Below are 2,566 nucleotides of genomic sequence, written 5' to 3'. Positions count from 1 at the left end.
TGACGACATAGGTGATCGAGTTGATGTAGCCGGAATACCAGGCCTTCTGCGTGAAGATGGTGACGTAGTTGGCGATCGTCGGCGCGTGCGGATAAAGCGTCAGCGAGTTGACGATCTCGGCATTGGTCTTGAAGCTCATGTTGATGAGCCAGTAGATCGGCAGCAGCAGAACGATGATGTAGAGCGTCGGTACGATCCACCACCAGCGCGACTCCTCGCCGCGCCGGCGCATCCGCCTGTCGAGTTCGCTCTGTGAGAGCGAACTGGCGAGCCCTTCGGCGGCGGTCCCGTTCATTGCATTGCGCTCGGTGCGTTCGTTGGCGCCAGCCATTTCAGCGCTCCGCGTCGTAGTTGGTCATCACGGTGTAGAACACCCACGACAACAACAGGATGATGAGGAAGTAGACCAGCGACATCGCCGCCGCCGGGCCAAGGTCGAACTGGCCGAGTGCCGTCTTGACGAGGTCGATCGACAGGAACGTCGTCGAGTTGCCCGGACCGCCGCCGGTGACGACGAAGGGCTCGGTGTAGATCATGAACGAGTCCATGAACCGCAGCAGAACGGCGATCAGCAGCACGCGTTGCATCTTCGGCAACTGAATGTAGCGAAAGACCGCCCAGCGCGACGCACCGTCGATCTTGGCCGCCTGGTAGAATGCGTCGGGGATCGAGACCAGGCCGGCATAGCAGAGCAGCACGACAAGGCTGGTCCAGTGCCAGACGTCCATGACGATGATCGTGACCCAGGCGTCGAACGGATCCTGCACATAATTGTAGTCGATGCCGATGGCGTTGAGGTAGTAGCCCATCAGGCCGATGTCGCTGCGCCCGAACACCTGCCAGATGGTGCCGACCACGTTCCACGGTATCAGCAGCGGCAGCGACATCAGCACCAGGCACACCGGCACGCCCCAGCCCTTTTTAGGCATGTTGAGCGCGATGAAGATGCCAAGCGGCACCTCGATCGCAAGGATGATGAAGGAAAAGACCAGGTTGCGGACCATCGCTTCCCAGAATCGGCTGGATGAAAGCAGTTCCTCGAACCACTCCGTACCTGCCCAGAAGAAGACGTTGTTGCCGAATGTGTCCTGCACCGAATAGTTGACGACCGTCATCAGCGGGACGACGGCGGTGAAGGCCACCAGCACAAGCACCGGCAGCACCAGGAACCAGGCCTTGTTATTCCAGGTCTTGTCCATCTATGCCCCCATCTCGACACGCCAGGAATCGGCATAGATGTTGATGCCGGCCGGATCGAACCGCACCTTCGGTTCGGCCGGAACGGTTTCGTCCTCCCCGATGACGGCCGCGATCTCGCGGCCCTCCAGCTTGGCGCGCACCACCTTGTGGCGGCCTACATCCTCGACCTTGGTGATTGAAACGGCCATGCCGTCGCTGCCGAGCCGTACATATTCCGGGCGGATGCCAAGCTCGACGGCCCCGGCGCTGGCCTTGGGCACTCCAGGCAATTCGATCCGTTGCGAGCCGAGCGTCGCCGTCCTGCCTTCGATTGCCACCGGCACGACATTCATGCCTGGCGAGCCGATGAAATAGCCGACAAAAGTGTGACGCGGCCGCTCGAACAGTTCCGCCGGCGTGCCGATCTGCACGATGCCGCCATCATACATGACGACCACCTGGTCGGCGAAGGTCAGCGCCTCGGTCTGGTCGTGCGTGACATAGACCATCGTGTAGCCGAAGCGGCGATGAAGCTGCTTCAACTGCGAGCGCAGCACCCATTTCATGTGCGGATCGATGACGGTCAGCGGTTCGTCGAACAGGATGGCGTTGACGTCCGAGCGCACCAGGCCACGGCCGAGCGAGATTTTCTGCTTCTGGTCGGCGGTCAGGCCCCTCGCCTTCTTCTTCGCCCATGAGGCCAGGTCGATCATCTCCAGCGTCTCGCGCACCTTGCGGTCGACGTCGGCCTCCGGCACGCCGCGATTGCGCAGCGGGAACGCCAGATTGTCGTAGACCGTCATGGTGTCGTAGATGACCGGGAACTGGAACACCTGCGCGATGTTGCGCTCCTGCGTCGACAAATTGGTCACGTCCCTGCCGTTGAACAGCAACTGGCCATGCGAGGGATGAAGCAGCCCTGAAATGATGTTGAGCAGCGTGGTCTTGCCGCAGCCGGACGGCCCAAGCAGCGCATAGGCGCCGCCATCCTCGAACGTGTGATGCACTTCGCGCAACGCGAAATCGGCATCCGTGCGCGGGTTCTGCAGATAGGAATGCCTGACATGGTTGACGTCGATGCGTGCCATATCGCCCCTCCTAAGCCGCCAGCTTCGGCGCGGTCATAGCCCGGCCGTGCTCATCGAAGACCATGATGTGACGCGGATCGATGAACACTTCGACCACCGCGTCTGTCTCGAAATCCCTGATGCCGTGGGTCAACATCACCCAGCGGGCATCGGCAAAGTCGAGATGGATGAAACTCTCGGACCCGGTGATTTCGGTGATGGTGACCTTTGCCCGTACCGGCACCGCGGCGGCATTGGGCCGGTCGAGCGAAAGATGGTGCGGCTGAAAGCCGATCGTATAGTTCGTATCGGCGATGCCG

General features: G+C 61.2%; 3 protein-coding genes and 1 pseudogene. All 4 read right to left on the bottom strand.

Translation table 11 applies throughout. The features are described from left to right. Window positions 1-331: pseudogene (locus tag EOA36_RS33095) on the bottom strand (carbohydrate ABC transporter permease); the annotation flags it as partial. 1 nt (window position 332) lies between these two features. After that, window positions 333-1,199 carry a sugar ABC transporter permease gene (locus tag EOA36_RS33090; RefSeq protein WP_127280974.1) on the bottom strand — a complete coding sequence of 289 codons (867 nt, stop codon included), beginning with the start codon at window positions 1,197-1,199 and terminating at the stop codon, window positions 333-335. Then, a complete protein-coding gene (locus tag EOA36_RS33085; protein ID WP_127280973.1) occupies window positions 1,200-2,267 on the bottom strand; it encodes an ABC transporter ATP-binding protein in 1,068 nt (355 codons plus the stop codon). 10 nt (window positions 2,268-2,277) lie between these two features. Then, the coding region (locus EOA36_RS33080; RefSeq protein WP_127280972.1) for a TOBE domain-containing protein at window positions 2,278-2,566 on the bottom strand (289 nt) is incomplete at its 5' end.

The organism is Mesorhizobium sp. M8A.F.Ca.ET.021.01.1.1, assembly GCF_003998025.1.
In the GTDB taxonomy this organism is placed as follows: Bacteria; Pseudomonadota; Alphaproteobacteria; order Rhizobiales; family Rhizobiaceae; genus Mesorhizobium.
The sequence above is the reverse complement of the archived record's forward strand: the minus strand, read 5'-3'. Positions and strand labels throughout refer to the sequence as shown.